Source organism: Pseudomonas sp. SBB6 (assembly GCF_024213215.1).
Classification (GTDB): domain Bacteria; phylum Pseudomonadota; class Gammaproteobacteria; order Pseudomonadales; family Pseudomonadaceae; genus Aquipseudomonas; species Aquipseudomonas donghuensis.
In genome coordinates, this window is sequence record NZ_JANAVH010000004.1 from 85,254 (window position 1) to 102,885 (window position 17,632).

General features: G+C 62.0%; 18 protein-coding genes. 12 read left to right on the forward strand and 6 right to left on the reverse strand.

Annotated elements, in window-relative coordinates; all coding sequences use genetic code 11:
* Nucleotides 1-381: 381 nt before the first annotated feature.
* The 4 genes from NLX68_RS09225 to NLX68_RS09240 are packed head-to-tail and all read left to right on the forward strand — an operon-like array spanning nucleotide 382 to nucleotide 3,332.
* Nucleotides 382-1,047: an amino acid ABC transporter permease gene (locus tag NLX68_RS09225; RefSeq protein WP_254283753.1), complete on the forward strand. Its 666-nt coding sequence runs from the start codon at nucleotides 382-384 to the stop codon at nucleotides 1,045-1,047.
* Nucleotides 1,028-1,687 carry an amino acid ABC transporter permease gene (locus tag NLX68_RS09230; protein WP_254283754.1) on the forward strand — a complete coding sequence of 220 codons (660 nt, stop codon included), beginning with the start codon at nucleotides 1,028-1,030 and terminating at the stop codon, nucleotides 1,685-1,687. Before NLX68_RS09225 ends, NLX68_RS09230 begins: the two co-directional genes overlap by 20 nt.
* Nucleotides 1,684-2,457 (forward strand): amino acid ABC transporter ATP-binding protein, encoded by a 774-nt coding sequence (locus NLX68_RS09235; RefSeq protein ID WP_254283755.1) that lies wholly within the window; start codon nucleotides 1,684-1,686, stop codon nucleotides 2,455-2,457. The genes NLX68_RS09230 and NLX68_RS09235 overlap by 4 nt, the downstream gene beginning before the upstream one ends.
* Nucleotides 2,454-3,332 (forward strand): transporter substrate-binding domain-containing protein, encoded by an 879-nt coding sequence (locus NLX68_RS09240; RefSeq protein WP_254283756.1) that lies wholly within the window; start codon nucleotides 2,454-2,456, stop codon nucleotides 3,330-3,332. Before NLX68_RS09235 ends, NLX68_RS09240 begins: the two co-directional genes overlap by 4 nt.
* Nucleotides 3,333-3,445: 113 nt before the next feature.
* Here the strand turns inward: NLX68_RS09240 and NLX68_RS09245 are convergent, their stop codons facing one another.
* Together NLX68_RS09245 and NLX68_RS09250 are read right to left on the reverse strand one after the other, a co-directional pair.
* The gene (locus NLX68_RS09245; RefSeq protein ID WP_254283757.1) at nucleotides 3,446-5,815 is read right to left on the reverse strand and encodes a penicillin acylase family protein; all 2,370 of its coding nucleotides are present in this window, start codon (nucleotides 5,813-5,815) and stop codon (nucleotides 3,446-3,448) included.
* A 112-nt stretch (nucleotides 5,816-5,927) separates the two neighbouring features.
* On the reverse strand, nucleotides 5,928-6,497 hold the full coding sequence (locus NLX68_RS09250) for a DUF6436 domain-containing protein (protein ID WP_254283758.1): 570 nt from the start codon (nucleotides 6,495-6,497) through the stop codon (nucleotides 5,928-5,930).
* Between the two features lie 98 nt (nucleotides 6,498-6,595).
* Here NLX68_RS09250 and NLX68_RS09255 point away from each other — a divergent pair, with 98 nt between their 5' ends.
* The gene (locus NLX68_RS09255) at nucleotides 6,596-7,537 is read left to right on the forward strand and encodes an alpha/beta hydrolase (protein ID WP_254283759.1); all 942 of its coding nucleotides are present in this window, start codon (nucleotides 6,596-6,598) and stop codon (nucleotides 7,535-7,537) included.
* On the opposite strand, the gene NLX68_RS09260 is transcribed toward NLX68_RS09255, so the two are convergent.
* Nucleotides 7,538-8,287 carry a DUF2059 domain-containing protein gene (locus tag NLX68_RS09260; protein ID WP_254283760.1) on the reverse strand — a complete coding sequence of 250 codons (750 nt, stop codon included), beginning with the start codon at nucleotides 8,285-8,287 and terminating at the stop codon, nucleotides 7,538-7,540. It lies immediately after the preceding gene.
* Between the two features lie 114 nt (nucleotides 8,288-8,401).
* Between NLX68_RS09260 and NLX68_RS09265 the strand changes: the two genes are divergently transcribed.
* Both NLX68_RS09265 and NLX68_RS09270 read left to right on the forward strand, forming a co-directional pair.
* Nucleotides 8,402-9,034, forward strand: a complete 633-nt coding sequence (locus NLX68_RS09265; protein WP_254283761.1) for a 2OG-Fe(II) oxygenase — start codon at nucleotides 8,402-8,404, stop codon at nucleotides 9,032-9,034.
* A 1-nt stretch (nucleotide 9,035) separates the two neighbouring features.
* Complete coding sequence (locus NLX68_RS09270; protein ID WP_254283762.1) at nucleotides 9,036-9,518, forward strand: DUF523 domain-containing protein; 483 nt, start codon at nucleotides 9,036-9,038, stop codon at nucleotides 9,516-9,518.
* A 105-nt stretch (nucleotides 9,519-9,623) separates the two neighbouring features.
* Here the strand turns inward: NLX68_RS09270 and NLX68_RS09275 are convergent, their stop codons facing one another.
* Nucleotides 9,624-10,394, reverse strand: coding sequence for a transporter substrate-binding domain-containing protein (locus NLX68_RS09275; RefSeq protein WP_254283763.1), 771 nt, complete (start codon nucleotides 10,392-10,394; stop codon nucleotides 9,624-9,626).
* A 225-nt stretch (nucleotides 10,395-10,619) separates the two neighbouring features.
* Here NLX68_RS09275 and NLX68_RS09280 point away from each other — a divergent pair, with 225 nt between their 5' ends.
* Nucleotides 10,620-11,096: a DUF4399 domain-containing protein gene (locus NLX68_RS09280; RefSeq protein WP_254283764.1), complete on the forward strand. Its 477-nt coding sequence runs from the start codon at nucleotides 10,620-10,622 to the stop codon at nucleotides 11,094-11,096.
* Nucleotides 11,097-11,211: 115 nt separating this feature from the next.
* On the opposite strand, the gene serA is transcribed toward NLX68_RS09280, so the two are convergent.
* On the reverse strand, nucleotides 11,212-12,441 hold the full coding sequence (gene serA, locus NLX68_RS09285; RefSeq protein ID WP_115089451.1) for a phosphoglycerate dehydrogenase: 1,230 nt from the start codon (nucleotides 12,439-12,441) through the stop codon (nucleotides 11,212-11,214).
* A 172-nt stretch (nucleotides 12,442-12,613) separates the two neighbouring features.
* On the opposite strand from serA, the gene NLX68_RS09290 reads away from it, so the two are divergent.
* From NLX68_RS09290 to NLX68_RS09305, 4 genes are all read left to right on the forward strand, one after another.
* Nucleotides 12,614-14,011 (forward strand): FAD-binding oxidoreductase, encoded by a 1,398-nt coding sequence (locus NLX68_RS09290; protein ID WP_254283765.1) that lies wholly within the window; start codon nucleotides 12,614-12,616, stop codon nucleotides 14,009-14,011.
* Nucleotides 14,012-14,052: 41 nt separating this feature from the next.
* Entirely contained in the window at nucleotides 14,053-14,718 is a 666-nt protein-coding gene (locus NLX68_RS09295) for a fumarylacetoacetate hydrolase family protein (protein ID WP_254283766.1), read from the forward strand.
* 149 nt (nucleotides 14,719-14,867) lie between these two features.
* A complete protein-coding gene (locus NLX68_RS09300) occupies nucleotides 14,868-15,800 on the forward strand; it encodes an SdiA-regulated domain-containing protein (RefSeq protein WP_254283767.1) in 933 nt (310 codons plus the stop codon).
* An 85-nt stretch (nucleotides 15,801-15,885) separates the two neighbouring features.
* The gene (locus NLX68_RS09305; protein ID WP_254283768.1) at nucleotides 15,886-16,797 is read left to right on the forward strand and encodes an SdiA-regulated domain-containing protein; all 912 of its coding nucleotides are present in this window, start codon (nucleotides 15,886-15,888) and stop codon (nucleotides 16,795-16,797) included.
* A gap of 60 nt (nucleotides 16,798-16,857) precedes the next feature.
* Here NLX68_RS09305 and rpiA read toward each other — a convergent pair whose 3' ends face one another.
* Nucleotides 16,858-17,529 carry a ribose-5-phosphate isomerase RpiA gene (gene rpiA, locus NLX68_RS09310; protein WP_010222132.1) on the reverse strand — a complete coding sequence of 224 codons (672 nt, stop codon included), beginning with the start codon at nucleotides 17,527-17,529 and terminating at the stop codon, nucleotides 16,858-16,860.
* Between the last annotated feature and the right edge of the window lie 103 nt (nucleotides 17,530-17,632).

Below are 17,632 nucleotides of genomic sequence, written 5' to 3' on the forward strand. Positions count from 1 at the left end.
GGGTCAACCTTGCTCCCACAGTGCATTCAATTTCCCGCTTTGACCGCCCGGCGCAATGCCGTCAGCCACTTGATCAATTCTTTTGCGTCGAGATTCGGGGCGCTATTCATCCTTTGTCTTCCTTGTTGGTGTGATGGGTCGACAGCGCTTTGATTGCATTTGCAGCAGAAAGATCCCGCCACCGCCAAGGATTTCGCAGGTTAGCTGTTTGGGTGATATCAATATGCAATAAAGGTATTTAAATAAAAATTTTATACCTTTAGAGTCTACCTATTGTGCTTACCCGCACTGACAACCCCTATGTAGAGCCGCCCGTTTACCCTCGGGCCGGTCCGAGATCCTGTCCATGGCGCATCGTCACTGTCTGCAGAGGCTCACTCCATGAGCTTCGACTTCGCTTTTATCCTTAGCACATTGCCGGCGTTTCTCAAGGCGGTGGGCGTCACCCTGCAAGTTGGCCTGATTGCCATCGGCACTTCGCTGCTGGTGGCGCTGGTCAACGCGGCGATCCTGGTTTACTGCACGCCGTACCTGCAGCGCCTGGTCAAGCTCTACGTGGAGCTGGCGCGCAACACGCCGCTGCTGATCCAGTTGTTTTTCGTCTACTTCGCCTTGCCGGAAATGGGCCTGAAGATTTCCGGTTTTGCTGCGGCGATCATCACCATGACCTTCCTCGGCGGCGCCTACCTGACCGAGGTGCTGCGCGCCGGCGTCGAGGCAGTGCCGGTGGCGCAACTGGAATCGGGGCGCTCCATCGGCCTGTCGGAAGGCCAGTTGCTGCGCCATGTGATTCTGCCCCAGGCGGGGATCCTCAGCCTGCCGGCGCTGTTCGCCAATTTCATCTTTTTGCTCAAGGAGACCACCGTGGTGTCGGCGGTGGCGGTGCCAGAGATTCTCTATACCACCAAGAGCTACATCGCCCTGTACTACAAGACCTACGAGATGCTCGCGGTGCTGACGCTGATTTGCGTGCTGCTGTTCCTGCCATTGTCGCTGCTGCTCAGCCGCCTGGAACGGAGGCTGCAACATGGCCAGTTCGGGTCTTGAGTTGTTGCTGGTGTCCTTGCCGCAACTGGGCAAGGGCGCCGCGCAAACCCTGGCGATTTCGGCGCTGAGCATCCTCTTCGCCACCTTCGGCGGCGTGTTCTACGGCGTGTTGGCGACCCTCGGCAAACGCAGTGTGAATGTGCTGCTGCGCATCTACCTGGAGCTGTTCCGGGCGATCCCGGTGCTGGTCTGGCTGTACCTGCTGTTTTTCGGCCTGCCGATTTTCTTTGCCTTGAGTATTCCGAGCTTCTGGTGTGCGGTGCTGGTGCTGTCGTTGTGGGGCGCCAGCGAAGTGGGCGAGGTGGTGCGTGGCGCGCTGCAGTCGTTGCCACGCGGGCAGCGCGAAGCGGGCCTGTCGATTGGCCTGTCCGGGTTGCAACTATATGGCTACGTGCTGCTGCCCCAGGCGCTCAGGCGCATGACCCCGCCGACCATCAACATCTACACGCGAATCATCAAGACCAGTTCGCTGGCGGTGCTGATCGGCGTGGTCGACGTGATCAAGGTCGGCCAGCAGATCATCGAGCGCACCTACGAGTCGGTGCTGATCTACGGCGTCCTGTTCCTGTTTTTCTTCTTTATCTGCTACCCGCTGTCAGCCGCCTCGCGCGCGCTGGAGCGCCGCTGGACACACGCATGAGCGCACTGATCGAGTTCAAGGGCTTCAACAAATTCTTCGGCGAGCAGCAGGTGCTCGACCACGTCGACCTGCAGGTGCGCAGCGGCGAAGTGGTGGTGATCCTTGGCCCCAGCGGCTGCGGCAAGAGCACCCTGCTGCGTTGCCTCAATGGCCTGGAAACGGCCCACAGCGGCAGCCTGCGCCTGGCCGGTAAAGAATTGCTGGCGCCCGGCACCGACTGGCGCCAGGTGCGCCAGCAGGTCGGCATGGTGTTTCAGAGTTATCACCTGTTCGGCCATATGAGCGTGATCGACAACTTGCTGCTTGGCCCGCTCAAGGTGCAAAAGCGCGAGCGTCGAGAAGCCCAGGCCCAGGCTGAGGCCCTGCTTGCCAGGGTTGGCCTGCTGGACAAGCGCGACGCCTTCCCGCGCCAGCTTTCCGGTGGCCAGCAGCAACGCATCGCCATCGTTCGCTCGCTGTGCATGAACCCGCAAGTGATGCTGTTCGATGAAGTCACCGCGGCGCTCGACCCGGAAATGGTCAAGGAAGTGCTGCAGGTGATCCAGGGTCTAGCCCAGGGCGGTATGACCCTGCTCATCGTTACCCACGAAATGGCCTTCGCCCGCGCGGTGGCCGACCGCATCGTGTTCATGGAGGCCGGCCGGATCCTTGAACAGCGCGACCCCGAGAGCTTCTTTACGAACCCGCAGAGCGCACGCGCGCAGCAGTTTCTGGAGAAATTCTCCTTTGTTGAAAGTCTGCCCAAAACACCCGCAAAGGAACTGTCATGAAAACTGCAAAGACTTCGAAACTGCTGTTGTCGGTACTCGGCCTGGCCTTGCTGGCCGGCTGCAACAAGGCTGAAGAACCCGGCAAACCGGCCGCCGGCGGCGCCGCCCCAGCCACCAGCTACCTGGAAACCATCAAGGCCCGCGACAAACTGATCGTCGGCGTGTTCACCGACAAGCCGCCGTTCGGTTTCGTCGATGAGGCCGGGCGCTATGTCGGTTTTGATACCGACATCGGCCGCCAGTTTGCCAAGGATCTGCTCGGCGACGAGAACAAGGTCGAGTTCGTTGTCGTTGAGCCAGCCAGCCGGATTCCGTTCCTGCAGAGCGACAAGGTCGACCTGATCCTGGCCAACATGACCGTTACCCCGGAGCGCAAGGACGCGGTGGAGTTCACCAACCCCAACCTGCGAGTTGCCGTGCAGGCCCTGGTGCCGCAAGACAGCAGCGTGAAGTCGCTCGATGACCTGGCCGACAAGACCACCATCGTCACTACCGGCACCACCGCCGATATCTGGCTGACCAAGAACCACCCGGACTGGAAGCTGCTCAAGTTCGAGAAAAACACCGAGTCGCTGCAGGCCCTGGCCAGCGGTCGTGGTGATGCGTACGCCCAGGACAACCTGATCCTGTTCAGCTGGTTGAAGCAGAACCCGGGCTACCGCGTGCTGGAAGAAAAACTTGGCGAGGAAGCACCGATTGCACCGGCGGTGAAGAAGGGCAACATCGAGCTGCGTGATTGGGTCAACGCCGAACTGGCGCGCCTGGGTGAGCAGAAGTACCTGCTCAAACTGTATGACCAGTATGTGCGCAAGGAGCTGGGCGATGACACCAAGCCTGAGAGCGTGATTGTCGAAGGCGGTAACTGGCAGGGCTGACCATTTGGGGCTGCTGGCGCAGCCCATCGCCGGCAAGGCCGGCTCCCACAATGAACTTGTGTCCACCGGACCTGTGGGAGCTGGCGTTGCCAGCGATGCAAGGCGCAGCCTTGCTAATTCCGGGGCACCAGCTTCAAGGTGCTCTGCGCCGGAATCACCCCCATCTGCGCCTTGTGGTAGCGGCCCTCGATATAGTCCTTGGCCTGGTCGCCATAGTGCTGGTCAAACAATACTCCGCTTTGCCCGACCGGGTTGATGGTCAGCGCTTGCCCGGCATCGGCAAAATCGATCAGCCGCCGGGTCGAAGGCCCATAGGTCACCGGCCACGGTGCCGGGCCGATCTTCGCCGACAAGTTGTTCGGCACCTCATGAGTACCCGGCGCGGCAAACGGCCCGACATTGAACAACAGGTTCAACGGCTTCTGCAGCCCCAATGGATGGTTATGGGTCAGGGTATGGGCCTTGCCCCATTGCCAACCCGCCGGGTCATTGCCGAAGGTCGCGCGCAGGTGCGCCAGCGTTTTGCCCCAGGCCTGCTTCACCGCCGCATTGCGGCCACCGTGCTCGCTGCTGCCCTGTCTACCCCACCAGGGTGAAGCGGCATCGGCCGCCAGGCGTGGCAACGCGGCATCGATGGCGCGGGTGCTGATCAATGTCCGGAACCAGGTATCGCCCAGCTCGTCATGCAGTGCCGCGTAGGCTAGGTCGTAGAGGAATTGGTTGAACAGCGTGGCGCTGACCGAGTCCACCGGGTAGTCGCCGTTCCACGCCGCCAGTTGCTCGACCAGCTCCTTCTCCTGATCGCCCTCGGCCACTTCCCGCAGCACCGCCAGCAGCGGCGCCAGGGTGCGCGGGCCGTAGTCGGTGATGGTGTCCAGTTGCAGCGCCTGGCTGTTCTGCTGGTCCCATTTGGTCTGCGGATCGGCCAGGTGCTGGTTCAGGCGCTGGCCACGGTCGGCCAGGTTGTAATAGCCCGCAATCGGCATGTTTGCCGGCGGCTGGAAGTTGGCCGAAACGATGTAGCCGCTGGCCGGGTTCTCCGCCTGGGGGTTGGCGCTGAAGGGGTAGAAACCGAGCTTGTCGGCCTGGGGCGTGCTGCCGTCGAGGATGAAGCCCGGGTTGACGCCGGCGGGGCGAATCGGCAACTGCGCCGCCGCCCACCAGCCGATATCGCCACGGGCATTGGCCCAGACCAGGTTGAGCCCGGGCGCCTGAATTTTTGCCGCCGCCGCGCGCATCTTGGCCAGGGTGTCGGCGCGGTTGACCTGGTAGAAACCCTCGAGGATCGGGTTCTCGGTTTCCAGGAACGCCCACCACACGGCAATCGGCGTCGGCCCCGCAGTTTCGCCCAGCACCGTGTTAACGATCGGCCCGTGGGGCGAACGGCGCAGGGTGATGTTCACCGGCGCCTCGTTCTTCACCGCGATCTGTTCCTGGGTCTGGGTCAGGGTCTGCCACTGGCCGTTGATCTTCACCTGTTCGGGGTTGTCGGGGTTGACCTGTTCGGCGATCAGGTCGACGTCATCGTTCTGGAACATGGTCAGGCTCCAGCCGAAGTCGCGGTTGTGCCCCAGCGATGCGAAGGGGTTCAGCGCCTGGTGATAGCCATAAAGGTTGAAGCCGGGCGCGCTCAGTTCCGCCTCGTACCATACCGACGGCACGGCAAAGCTGATATGCGGATCGCCGGCCAGCAGCGGCTTGCCACTGCGGGTGCGGCTGCCGGAAAGGGCCCAGGCGTTGCTGCCTTCGTACTGGGGAATGCCGGCCTCGCTCAGGGCTTGCTGGCTGAGTTGCGCCAGCTGTTGCAGGCTTTGCCAGTCGTTGGCGGCCAGGGCTGGCTTGCTGGCCAGGGCACCTTGCGGGTTCCAGTCCAGGTCGAAGATCTTCAGGTACTCGGCACCCAACTGGTCACGGATATAGGTCAGCGCCGGTTCCGTGCGAAATGCCGCGGCAAAGCTGTAGGCCATGTAGCCGGCGATGCTCAGGGTGTCCTGCGCGGTGAAGGGGCGGGGCTTGATGCCCAGCACGTCGAACTCCATCGGCTTGGGATGGCTGTCCTGCCAGGCATTGACGCCCTCCAGGTAGGCTTGCAGGGCAAGCCAGGCCGGCGAGTGCTTGTCCTGGCGCTCGACATACAGCTCGGCCTGCTCGCGAATGCGCAGGCTGCGGAACAGGGTGTCGGTACCCACCAGCTTGCTGCCGAGGATCTCGGCCAGCTCGCCCCGGGCCAGGCGGCGGATGATCTCCATCTGGAACAGGCGGTCCTGGGCGTGCACATAGCCCAGGGCGCGGTACAGGTCGGCCTCGTTCTGCGCCTGGATATGCGGCACGCCGCGGTTGTCATAGCGCACGCTGACCGGCGCTTGCAGATGGCTCAGGATGACCTCGCCCTGGCGTTGCGGCAGCTTGTCGTGCACGTACCAGTAACCGCCGCCAGCGGCCGCGGCAATGACCACGGCGAGGAAGGTCAGGCTGCGCTTCATCGTGACTCCTTGTGCTTTTTAGCGGATCTTGTGCTCCGATCATCGCGGTAAAGTCGGACAGAGGATAGCCCCAAAGGAGGGACGATGAATCTCACAATCCTGCGCGGGTGCGCTAGGGCTGCCAGGGGCAGTAGCAGCCTACCGCCATGGTGTGGGTGGCGCTGACTGCCCGGCCCTGGCTCAGGGCCAGCAGGATCGGTTCGATGAAGCTGTTGCTTGAGTTGCAGGTCGCGCCTTCGCTGTAGGGGCCGAAGTAGGCCAACTGGCCGTTGCGGTCCCAGATCGCCACGCCCGGGGTGGCCGGCAGGTGTTCGGCGCCGGGCAGCGCGCTCAGCGGTTTGAGCGCGCTCAGGGTGGCGGGCAGTTGGCCGCGGGTCCCGGGTTTTTGCACTACATAGAACTCGACGCCTTGGGGGCCGAAGTGTTCGATCAATTCAGCCAGGTGCTGTTGGTTGCCGACGTTGCACGGGCAGGCCGGGTCCCAGAAGTGCACCAGGCGGATCGGCCCAGGCCCGGCAAGGCTCGTCGGCAGTTGCAGGCGGTCGCCGGAAAACAGCGCGGTCTGGTTGTCGAAGGTGCGCAGGTAGCGGCTCTGGAAGCTGTCGTAGGCCCACCACAGGCCGGTGCCGCAGAGCGCGACGAGTAACAGGCCAAGCAGGGTTTTGGCGGGCGAGCGGGGCATGTGGGCAATGTCCGAAAAAAGTCGCCTAGCTTGCCATGCTGGCGGCGACAGATGAATATCACAGGTCAATAACCCGTTTTTGCGTCTGGAAATCTTTTATGCCCGCGTCATTTCAGCCCGACTCCCTACGTGCCAGCCTGTCTTCCCTGGCGGCGCGGCAGCCGCTGTCGACGCAGGCCCAGGCCTATCAGCGCTTTTATGGCTTGGACCTGCCCGCTCGTGACGCCGCACCGCAGAGCTGGCTGGGACGCTTCGACGTCGCCGGTTTCGAGGTGGTCGGCCAGGTGTGGCTGCCAGCAGCGCCAGTGGCGACCCTGATTTTGCTGCACGGCTTTTATGACCACATGGGCCTGTACCGGCATGTCATCGATTGGGCGCTGGATCAGCAGTATGCAGTGATCTCCTGCGACCTGCCGGGGCACGGGCTGTCCAGTGGCGAGCGGGCCAGCATCGATGATTTCAGTGCCTATCAGCAGGTGCTGCAAGCGCTGTTCGAGCAGGCGCGCGGCTTGAACCTGCCGCAGCCCTGGCATCTATTCGGGCAGAGCACCGGAGGCGCGATCGTCGTCGACCACCTGCTGCATCGCGGTGCCGAGAGCCCGGCCCAGGGCGAGGTGATCCTGCTCGCGCCGCTGGTACGGCCACGTGCGTGGCGCTGGTCGAAGTTCAGCTACCGGGTGCTCAGGCCTTTCGTCAACGGCATCGAGCGGCGCTTCAGCGAGAACAGCAACGACCCGACCTTCCTGCCGTTCCTGCTGGCCGACCCGTTACAACCACGGTGCTTGCCGACGGCCTGGGTGGGGGCGTTGCTCGATTGGGTCAAGCGCATTGAAGCGGCGCCGGTCAGCCCGCGCCAGCCGCTGATCATCCAGGGCGAGTCGGACATGACCGTCGACTGGCCGTACAACCTCAAGGTGCTGGGGGAGAAATTCGCCGCGCCGCGGATCCTGATGATTCCCGAAGCGCGGCATCACCTGGCCAACGAACTGCCAGCGATCCGCGCGCGCTACTTTGACTTCATCGACCAGCGCCTGGGCTGATCACTGCAGTTGCGAGGTGTCCTGGCCAACCGCAAGGCCGGCGCGAATCGCCGCCAGGGCTGCCTTGTAGTAAGCCTTGCCCTCGGCGGACTCGGCAAAGGTGGCGAACTCCTCCAGCTCGGCATCGGACAGGTCGCGGTAGACGTACAGCAGGGTGTTGTTCAGCTCGCTGCCGATCTGTTCCATCAGGCGCTGGCGCTGGCCGTCGAGCAGGCCCTGGGCCTGGCCGCCACCGAGCAGGCCGGGGATCATCTGGCTAAGGCTGTCGGCGGCGACCCCGGCGATGGCCAGGCTCACTTCGGCGCCGGCTTCACGGGCAGGCAGGGCCTGGGCCAGGTGGCCGATGATCAGCAGACGGTTGTCGCTGGCCTGGACCTTGGGCAAGCCCTTGGCGTTCTTGGCCAACTGATCGCGACGGGTGGCAAGCAATTCGGCGGCGACGATCTTGCGCCCCAGCGGCGACTGGAAAAAGGCCAGGGCCGGGGCGGGGTCGCTGAGGTTGGCGCGCAACTGGGCCTCAGCGCGTTTGTCCACGGCCTGGGCCTGGAAGCGCTGATTGCTGTTGTTGACCAGCGCCTGGTAAACCGCAGGCGGCAGGCTGCTGCGATAGCGCTGCTGGGCGGCATCGAGGGCATCGGTAAAGTGGGCGCGCTGCTCGGGCCAGCCGGCGACCTTGTAGAGTTGGTCGAGGCTGTCTGCCCAGACAGGCGTGGTGCAGATCATCATCAGCAGTAAAAACAAACGGCGCATTCAGGACTCCTGTCGGCAGGGCGCTATTGTCCTTGCCATGGCGGGGCTTTGTCGAGAAGCCATTGCACACTCTCGGCCAAGTGGCGCTGTCGGATTTCGCGGCAGATCGATACTATGCGCGACATGCACATATCCCCTGATGACCCCCTGCTGTTGCGCATCGTCGACGACCTGGCCACCCGTGGCTGGTCGCAGCAAGATACCTTTCTTCCAGAGCCGCTGACCCTGGCGCTGGCGGCCGAGTGCCGCAAACGCGCCGCCGAGGGCGAGCTTGCGCCAGCAGCCGTGGGCCGGGGCGTTGCCCAGGAGGTCCGCGAGGGCATCCGTGGCGACCATATCCAGTGGCTGGAACCCGGCCAGGCCGAGCCTTGCGACGACTACCTCGAGCTTATGAACAGCCTGCGCGTAGCCCTTAATCGCGGCTTGTTCCTCGGCCTTGAGGACTTCGAGTGCCACTTCGCCCTGTATCCACCCGGTGCCTTCTACCGCAAGCACGTCGACCGCTTTCGCGATGACGACCGGCGCATGGTCTCGGCAGTGATCTACCTCAACGAGGGCTGGCAGCCCGAACACGGTGGTCAGTTGCGCATGACCCTCCGGGGCGACGTCGAGCATGACGTGCAGCCGATCGGCGGGTGCCTGGTGGTGTTCCTTTCCGGCGAAGTCCCCCACGAAGTGCTGCCGGCTCAGCGCGATCGCCTGTCGCTTACCGGCTGGTTCCGCCGCCGTGGCAACGAGCCGTTCTGAGATGCACAAGGTCCTGGTCAGTGCTTGCCTGCTCGGCCAGCCGGTGCGCTATGACGGGCGCGCCAGCGGTCATCCGGATTTGCTCCAGCAGTGGCAGGCCGAAGGGCGTGTGGTGCCATTGTGCCCCGAAGTGGCGGGCGGCTTGCCAACGCCACGGCCGCCGGCGGAGATCCCCGGTGGGCAGGGGGCGGCGGTGCTTGAGGGTGATAAACAGGTACTGACGGTCACGGGCGAGGATGTCAGTGCGCAGTTCCTGGCCGGGGCGCAGTTGGCGCTGGCGCTGGTGCGCCGCCATGGCATCCGCATCGCGGTGCTCAAGTCCGGCAGCCCGTCGTGCGGCAATGCGCTGACCTATGACGGGACTTTCAGCGGCACCAAAGTGGCGGGCGAGGGCGTGACCACGGCGCTGCTGCGCCGCGAAGGGGTGCAGGTGTTCAGTGAGCTGGAGCTTGAGGCGGCGGAGTTGGCGTTAAAGCAACTTTGATCTGCAGGCCTCATCGCTGGCAAGCCAGCTCCCACAAGGTCCAGTGCTTGCAGTACCTGTGGGCGCTGGCTTGCCAGCGATGGGCTGCAAAGCAGCCCCAATCGATTACTTCGGCGGCTTGCTCGCATCCATCCCGAACCACTTCTGCGACAACTCGCTCAGCCGGCCATCGGCCTTGATTCGCTGCAGGGCGTTATCCACAGCGCTCTGGAACGCGGGGTTACCCTTCTGGAACGGAATCGCCAGGCTCAGAATCGGGCCGACCGTGGCGCCTTTGCTTACGGGTTGCTGGCTGTCGCGAATGGCATAAGGCACCAGCAAACGATCACTGATGGCGGCATCGATCTGGTCGTTGGCCACATCCTTGATCGGCTGTGATGCATCCGGGTAGCTGCGCAGGTCCACGCCTTCAACCACCCGCGCCTGCTCAGCGAACTGGCTGCCCTGGACAACGCCCAGGCTATGGCCCTTGAGGGCTTGAAGGGTGCTCAGCGGGCGTTTCTCCTCCTTGCGTACAATCAACTGGGCGCTGGAGTAGGCGTAGGGTTCGCTGAAATCCAGGCGTTCCTTGAGTTCCGGGGTGGCGGCGACGTGGTTGATTGCGATGTCGTAGCTACCGCTTTCAACACCTGCCAGCAAATCCTTGGATTCAACCACGACAAAGTCGGCGCGCAGATCGAGCTCATTGGCCAGCAACTGCCCAAGTTCGACTTCAAAACCGCTCAGTTTCTCGTCCTTGTCCTTGAAGTTGAACGGCGCCATGTTGGCTTCTATGGCAATGCGCAGTTCACCGCGGTCGTTGACGTCGTCGATCAGCTCGGCCTGTGCCCATGGGCTGAGGAGGGTGGCAAGTAGTACCCCAATGGCAAAACGCATTTAAGCCCCTTGAATGCTTGGCAGTGAAATCGAGTCGCCGCGACTTTCTGTTGTTGTCACGGTCGAGCACAACTTAGGACCACGTCAAGTGGAGGATGTTTAACCGGCGGCGAAATTTTTTCTCTCCCGTTGTTAAACATGTTTTGACGCATTTGGACTATGGTAATCCACCGTTGCCGTTCGTTCAGTGGCAAACGTTATTGAAGTAAAACACAGGAGAAGTGAATGAAAAGCCTATTTTCGCGTGCAGCCGTCGCCGGATTGCTGATGGGTGTCTCGGCCTTTGCCGCGGCCGCCGATGGCCTGAAAAGCCAGGAGCCGCCAAAAGACGCCAAGGTCTTCATCGTTTCCCCGGCCGATGGCGCTACGGTCGACAAGACCTTCACCGTCAAGTTCGGCATCGAGGGCATGGAGCTCAAACCGGCAGGTGATGCTACTCCGCATACCGGCCACCACCACTTGCTGGTGGATGTCGACAAGCAGCCTGCGGCCGACCAGGTGCTGCCAACCAGTCTGCTGCCGGAGAACAACGCGCCGCTGCCGGCGGGCCCGCAAGTGCTGCACTTCGGCAACGCGCAGACCGAAGTCCAACTGACCCTGACCCCGGGCCAGCACACCCTGCAACTGGTGCTGGGCGACAAGTTCCACGTGCCGTTCAAGCCGAGTGTCGAGTCGAAGAAGATTACCGTTACTGTCAAATAACGGCTAAACGCATCGCGGGGCAAGTCGAGTCGTCGCACCGCCGCTCCCACAGAATCCCTGTAGGAGCGGCGGTGCGACGACTCGACTTGCCCCGCGATTTGCCGCTTGAACTAACTTAGAACAGAACGCGGGAACGGATGGTGCCCTTGATCTGTTGCAGTTTTTCTTGCGCCAGGTCCGAGTACTCGGCATCAACGTCGATCACCACGTAACCGACTTTCTCGTTGGTCTGCAGGAACTGACCGGAGATGTTGATCGCGTTTTCGGCGAACACTTTGTTGATTTCGCTGAGTACACCCGGAATGTTTTCGTGGATGTGCAGCAGACGGTGCTTGCCCGGGTGCGCCGGCAGGGCCACTTCAGGGAAGTTGACCGACGACACGGAAGTACCGTTGTCGCTGTACTTGACCAGCTTCTCTGCCACTTCCAGACCGATGTTGGCCTGGGCTTCAGCGGTGGAACCGCCGATGTGCGGGGTCAGGATCACGTTGTCCAGGCCACGCAGCGGGCTTTCGAACTCTTCGTCGTTGGAGCGCGGCTCGACCGGGAACACGTCGATGGCGGCGCCGATCAGGTGCTTGTCCTTGATCGCAGCAGCCAGGTGATCCAGCTCGACCACGGTACCGCGGGCGGCGTTGATCAGGATCGAGCCTTTCTTCATCGCGCGGATTTCTTTCTCGCCGATCATCCATTGGGTGGATGGCAGCTCAGGCACGTGCAGCGAGACGATGTCGGCCAGACCCAACAGCTCGTTCAGGCTGGTGACCTGGGTAGCATTGCCCAATGGCAGCTTGGTCAGCGGGTCGAAGAAGAACACCTGCATGCCCAGGCTTTCGGCCAGGACCGACAGTTGGGTACCGATCGAGCCGTAGCCGACGATGCCCAGCTTCTTGCCGCGGATCTCGAAGGAGTTGGCCGCGCTCTTGATCCAGCCACCACGGTGGCAGGAAGCGTTTTTCTCGGGGATGCCGCGCAGCAGCAGGATCGCTTCGGCCAGCACCAGCTCGGCCACCGAACGGGTGTTGGAGTACGGTGCGTTGAACACGGCGATACCGCGTTCGCGAGCGGCGTTCAGGTCAACCTGGTTGGTACCGATGCAGAAACAGCCGACAGCGACCAGTTTCTTGGCGCAGTCGAAAACCTCTTCGGTCAGTTGAGTGCGCGAGCGGATGCCGATGAAGTGGGCATCAGCGATCTTTTCTTTCAACTCAGCGTCGGGCAGAGAACCGGTGAGGTACTCGATGCTGGTATACCCGGCGGCCTTGAGGACGTCCACGGCGGATTGGTGGACGCCTTCGAGAAGAAGGAACTTGATCTTGCTCTTATCGAGAGAAGTCTTGCTCATCTGCGTAAACCTGTGTCCCGGAGAAAAATGGCAGGGAAGTGAAGCTCTCGCAGCATCGGCCTGAAGCACGATCAGCGGGGGGCGTATGCTAGCATGAGTACCCCCCGATACGCCCATCCCTGGGACGTGAAGTGTGCTCAGGGTGACTATGAATAGTTCGAGAGTTCTATCGATGACCGATCTTGCGCTGATTGATGAACTGATGACTTTGGTAGAGCCCGGTAAGGTGCTGACCGACGCGGCCTCCCTTGAAGCCTACGGCAAGGACTGGACCAAGCACTTCGCGCCGGCGCCTTCGGCCATCGTCTTCCCCAAGAGCATCGAACAGGTTCAGGCTATTGTCCGCTGGGCCAACCAGCACAAGGTCGCCCTGGTGCCGTCGGGCGGCCGAACCGGGCTGTCGGCGGCGGCGGTAGCGGCCAATGGCGAAGTGGTCGTGGCCTTCGACTACATGAACCAGATTCTCGATTTCAACGAATTCGACCGCTCGGTGGTCTGTCAGCCGGGGGTGATTACCCAGCAGTTGCAGGATTTCGCCGAAGCAAAGGGGTTGTATTACCCGGTGGACTTCGCTTCGGCAGGTTCCAGCCAGATTGGCGGCAATATCGGCACCAATGCCGGCGGAATCAAGGTTATTCGCTACGGCATGACCCGCAATTGGGTCGCCGGCCTCAAGGTCGTCACCGGCAAGGGCGACCTGCTGGAGCTGAACAAGGACCTGATCAAGAACGCCACCGGCTACGACCTGCGTCAGCTGTTCATCGGCGCCGAGGGCACCTTGGGTTTTGTGGTCGAGGCCACCATGCGCCTGGACCGGGCGCCGAACAACCTCACGGCCATGGTCCTCGGTACGCCGGACTTTGACTCGATCATGCCGGTGCTGCACGCGTTTCGTGCCAGGCTCGACCTGACCGCCTTCGAGTTCTTCTCCGACAAGGCCCTGGCCAAGATCATGGGCCGCGGCGACGTGCTGGCGCCGTTCGCGACCGACTGTCCGTTCTATGTATTGCTGGAGTTCGAAGCCAGCAACGAGGAGATGGCCAATGACGCCCTGGCCACGTTCGAGCACTGCGTGGAGCAGGGTTGGGTGCTGGACGGAGTCATGAGCCAGAGCGAACAGCAGTTGCAGAACCTGTGGAAGCTGCGCGAGTTCATCTCCGAAACCATCTCGCACTGGACCCCGTACAAGAACGATATTTCGGTGACCGTGTCGAAAGTGCCGGCGTTTCTCAAGGATATTGACGCGATCGTCGCGGAGAACTATCCGGATTTCGAAGTGGTCTGGTACGGCCATATCGGCGACGGCAACCTGCACCTGAACATCCTCAAGCCGCAGAACCTGAGCAAGGACGAGTTCTTTGCCAAGTGCACGACGGTGAACAAGTGGGTGTTCGAGACCGTCGAGAAGTACAACGGCTCTATCTCTGCCGAGCACGGCGTGGGCATGACCAAGCGCGACTACTTGACCTACAGCCGCTCGCCGGTCGAAATCGAATACATGAAAGCAGTGAAGGCGGCGTTCGACCCCAACGGGATCATGAACCCGGGCAAGATCTTCGCTGTCGAGTAAGCCACAGGCACAAGAGCATCCAATAGCGCCAGGAGTCGGCAATGAGCTATCAGCACCAGTATGTAGACGGCACGCGTATTCACTTTCCCCTGGGCAAGGTGGTGTGCATCGGGCGCAACTATGCCGAGCACGCCCAAGAGCTGGATAACCCGATCCCGACCGAACCCCTGTTGTTCATCAAGCCGGGCAGTTGTGTGGTGCCGCTCGACAGCGGCTTCAAGATCCCGACTGAACGCGGTTCGGTGCATTACGAGACAGAAATTGCCGTGTTGCTCGGCAAGTCGCTGTCTACCAACCCGACCGAAGAAGAAGTGCTCGACGCTATCTCCGGCTTTGCCCCGGCCCTGGACTTGACGCTGCGTGATCTGCAGGCACAGCTGAAGGAAAAAGGCCTGCCGTGGGAGCGCTCCAAGTGCTTCGATGGCGCCTGCGTGTTGCCGCCGTTCGTACCGGTCAGCACCTTTGAAGACCTGACCGACATCGGCATCCGCCTGACCCTCAACGGCGAAGTGCGCCAGGACGGCAACAGCGCGCTGATGCTCAACCCGATCGTGCCGATGATCCAGCACATGGCCACGCAATTCTCGCTGCTGGCCGGTGATGTGATTCTCACCGGTACCCCGGTCGGGGTTGGCCCGCTCAATCCGGGCGACAAGCTGGTGGTGGAGCTGCCAGGCGTCAGCCGTTTCGAAAGCCAGGTGCTTTAACCTGTTGGCATGGCAGCCAGTATTGTTGGCTGCCATGCGGCCTGTCGGTTTTGCCATTTTTTTCACAACCGATCCGGATAATGCTTGCGGACCTGGCTCTGCGAACGCGCCGGTTACGTGATATCAACTGGCAAAAAGAGCACAACTTCATGGCCACTCCCCTACCTTCGAGCAATTCCGTGCCGCCTGCGCGCAAACGTGGCCTGGCCTTGCGCTGGTCCACCTGGGCGGCAGCCGCGGCAATCATCGGCTACGGCGTGGCGATTGCCATGCATTGGGATGACCGTGGCCTGCTCTGGTTGCAGGAGCGTTTCGAAAGCAAGGTCGAGCAGCAGGCCAGCATCTGGTTGCCGGATTACCAGGTCAATATCGATGCCAAGGTGCTGCCGGGCATGGAGGATGATGAAGCTTCTGACCTGTCCTACAACCCGGTGAGCAAAACCCTGTTCGCGGTCATGGGCAAGAATCCCTTCCTGGTCGAGCTGACCCTTGAAGGCGATGTGCTGCGCAAGATGCCGTTGGTGGGCTGGAGCAATCCTGAAGGGGTGGCCGTGCTCGAAGGCGGGCGGCTGGCGATTGTCGACGAGCGCGATCACAAGATGACCATCGTGACCCTCAATGCCGATACCCGTTCGCTGAACATCGCCGACTTCCCGCAATACGATCTGGGCCCTTCGCAGAACCAGAACAAGGCCTTCGAGGCGGTGGCCTGGGACCCTATGCAACAGCGCATCATCCTTGGTGAAGAGCGGCCACCGGCCTTGTTCACCTGGCGCAGCGACGGCCATAGCCCGCTGACTGGCGACAAGCAGCCGCTGCCAAGCGACGAGCTGGACCTGCGCAACCTCTCGGCCCTGGGCGTCGACCCGCGTACCGGGCACCTGCTGGTGCTGTCCGCTGACTCGAACATGCTGCTGGAGCTGAACGAGAAGGGCGAGCAGGTCAGCTTCATGACCCTGCTGGGCGGTTTCAATGGCTTGAACAAGCGTATCCCGCGCGCCGAAGGCGTGGCGATGGACGACAAAGGCACGCTGTACATCGTCAGTGAGCCGAACCTGTTCTATCGTTTTAACAAGCCCTGATTTCAGACTTTTCCTACTTCAGGATTAAGTTTCACTTCAGTTGAGTGTGGGAAGATTCAGGCTGTCACTTACTGAGTCCGCCTGAATGCGTCGCTACATTCGCCTGCCCCTGATTTTCCTGGTTTTGAGCCTGCTCGGCTTGCTTCTGGTCGCCGCGGCCGGGCAGCAGTACCGCCTGTTCGAGCGCGGCTGGTTCAACCTCAAGACCTGGTGGCAGCCGTTCGAGCAGAGCATTGGCCTGGACCAGTACCAGGTGGTGCTGGAGGCTCAACCTGTCGAAGGCCTGGACGACGACATCTCGGCGCTGACCTTCGACCCCGATCGTAATAGCCTGTTTACCGTTACCAATCAGCGCCCTGAGCTGATCGAGCTGTCGCTGGACGGGCGCATTCTGCGGCGCGTGCCGTTGACCGGCTTTGGCGACCCGGAGGCGGTGGAATACGTCGGCGCCAACACTTACGTGATCACCGACGAGCGCGAACAGCGCCTGATTCGCGTGCACCTGAACGACAACACGCCGTTTCTCGACGCCAAGGATGCCGAGCAGCTGACCCTGGGCATTGGCCTGAACGGCAACAAGGGTTTCGAAGGCCTGGCCTACGACTCGGCCGGCAAGCGCCTGTTCGTGGCCAAGGAGCGCGACCCGATGCTGATCTACGAGGTGCATGGTTTCCCCCATGACAACCCGGAGCAGCCGTATGCGGTGCATGTGGTGCAGGACCAGAAGCGTGATTCGCGGCTTTTTGTGCGTGATCTGTCGAGCTTGCAGTTCGATGAGCGCAGCGGCCACTTGCTGGCGCTGTCGGATGAGTCGCAGCTGGTGCTGGAGCTGGACGTGCAGGGCAAGCCGCTGAGCACCTTGTCACTGCGCAAGGGCTTTCAGGGCTTGAAGAAGAGCGTGCCGCAGGCCGAAGGCATCGCCATGGACGATGCCGGGACCATTTACCTGGTCAGCGAGCCGAACCTGTTTTACGTGTTCAAGAAGCCGACCGAGTAGGCATTATCGCGGGGCAAGCCCGCTCCTACATTGTAGGAGCGGGCTTGCCCCGCGATGCGGTCAGGCCTTGAGGCTCTTGACCCCTTCCGAAGTCCCCAGCAACAGCAGATCCGCCGGCCGCGCCGCGAACAGGCCATTGGTGACCACGCCGACAATCGCATTGATCTGGCTTTCCAGCTCGACCGGATTGGTGATCTGCAGGTTGTGCACATCGAGAATGATGTTGCCGTTATCGGTCAGCACACCCTCGCGGTACACCGGGTCGCCTCCCAGCTTGACCAGCTGGCGCGCCACGTGGCTGCGGGCCATCGGAATCACTTCGACCGGCAACGGGAAGGCGCCCAGTACCGGCACCAGCTTGCTGGCGTCGGCGATGCAGATGAAGGTCTTGGCCACGGCGGCAACGATTTTCTCGCGGGTCAGGGCCGCGCCACCGCCCTTGATCAGGTTCAGGTGTTCGTCGCTTTCGTCGGCACCATCAACGTAGAACTCCAGGTCGCTGACGGTGTTCAGCTCATACACTGGAATACCATGACCTTTCAGGCGTGCAGCGGTCGCTTCGGAGCTGGCCACGGCGCCGTCGAAGGCGGTCTTGTGCTTGGCCAGGGCATCGATGAAGCAGTTGGCGGTCGAACCGGTGCCGACGCCGACGATGCTCTTGTCGTCGAGCTTGGGCAGAATGAAATCGACAGCGGCCTGGGCGACAGCCTGTTTGAGTTGGTCCTGGGTCATGCGGGCTCCGAAGCGGGGAGGAGTATCGTGAAGGCGCGTAGTATAGCGGCTAAAACCCCTGCCTTGCTGTGGTCGCCCGACAGGGCGCTGGGGTAGACTCGCA